General features: G+C 66.1%; 1 protein-coding gene and 1 pseudogene. Both read left to right on the top strand.

Annotated elements, in window-relative coordinates; translation table 11 throughout:
* Positions 1–240 (top strand): hypothetical protein (locus B2P18_RS15745; RefSeq protein ID WP_286961521.1); only part of this gene is annotated, 240 nt, incomplete at its 5' end.
* A 174-nt stretch (positions 241–414) separates the two neighbouring features.
* Positions 415–1,518: pseudogene (locus B2P18_RS15740) on the top strand (DNA-directed RNA polymerase subunit beta'); the annotation flags it as partial.

Here is a 1,518-nt window from a genome sequence, read left to right as displayed (position 1 = left end):
GGCCGCGTCAAGGTCTACGAGGCGATCGTCAAGGGCGAGAACATCCCCGACTCGGGCATCCCGGAGTCGTTCAAGGTCCTCCTCAAGGAGATGCAGTCCCTGTGTCTCAACGTCGAGGTCCTGTCCAGCGACGGCAACACCATCGAGATGCGCGACGCCGACGAGGAGGTCTTCCGCGCGGCGGAGGAGCTCGGCATCGACCTGAGCCGGCGCGAGCCGAGCAGCGTCGAGGAGGTCTGACGGTTTCGTGACGTATGACGAGGCGCGGCCGCCCAGCCGCACGGCCGAGCAGCCGCGCCCGCCATACGGCCGAGACCCGCACGACATCGATCGCCGCCCCGACCCGGGGTCGGCCACGAACACCGTTCAGACCCACAGACTTTGAATCAGTCGCAAGACGAGAGAAGGACACACGTGCTCGACGTCAACTTCTTTGACGAGCTGCGTATCGGCCTCGCCACGGCGGACTCCATCCGCCAGTGGTCCCACGGCGAGGTCAAGAAGCCCGAGACCATCAACTACCGCACCCTGAAGCCGGAGAAGGACGGGCTCTTCTGCGAGAAGATCTTCGGCCCCACCCGTGACTGGGAGTGCTACTGCGGCAAGTACAAGCGCGTGCGCTTCAAGGGCATCATCTGCGAGCGCTGCGGCGTCGAGGTGACCCGCGCCAAGGTGCGCCGCGAGCGGATGGGCCACATCGAGCTCGCCGCCCCGGTCACCCACATCTGGTACTTCAAGGGCGTGCCGAGCCGCCTGGGCTACCTGCTCGACCTGGCTCCGAAGGACCTCGAGAAGGTCATCTACTTCGCGGCCTACATGATCACCTCCGTCGACGAGGAGTCGCGTCACCGCGACCTGCCGTCGCTCGAGGCGCAGATCGAGGTCGAGAAGAAGGAGCACGTCAACCGTCGTGACGCCGACGTGGAGACCCGCGCCAAGAAGCTCGAGACCGACCTCGCGGCCCTGGAGGCCGAGGGTGCCAAGTCCGACGTCAAGCGCAAGCTCAAGGACTCCGCCGAGCGCGAGATGAACGCCATCCGCAAGCGTGCGGACGTGCAGATCGAGCGCCTCGAGCAGGTCTGGGACCGCTTCAAGAACCTCAAGGTCCAGGACCTCGAGGGCGACGAGATGCTCTACCGCGAGATGCGTGACCGCTTCGGTCTGTACTTCGAGGGTGGCATGGGCGCCGCGGCGATCCAGAAGCGCCTGGAGACCTTCGACCTGGACGCCGAGTCCGAGTTGCTGCGCGAGATCATCGCCACCGGCAAGGGGCAGAAGAAGACCCGCGCCCTCAAGCGCCTCAAGGTCGTCACGGCCTTCCAGACGACCAGCAACAGCCCCACGGGCATGGTGCTGGACTGCGTCCCGGTCATCCCGCCGGACCTGCGCCCGATGGTGCAGCTCGACGGTGGCCGCTTCGCGACGTCGGACCTCAACGACCTCTACCGCCGCGTCATCAACCGCAACAACCGCCTGAAGCGCCTCCTCGACCTCGGTGCGCCCGAGATCATCGTCAAC

Source organism: Arsenicicoccus sp. UBA2120 (assembly GCF_002330965.1).
Taxonomy (GTDB): domain Bacteria; phylum Actinomycetota; class Actinomycetes; order Actinomycetales; family Dermatophilaceae; genus Arsenicicoccus; species Arsenicicoccus bolidensis.
The sequence above is the reverse complement of the archived record's forward strand: the minus strand, read 5'-3'. Positions and strand labels throughout refer to the sequence as shown.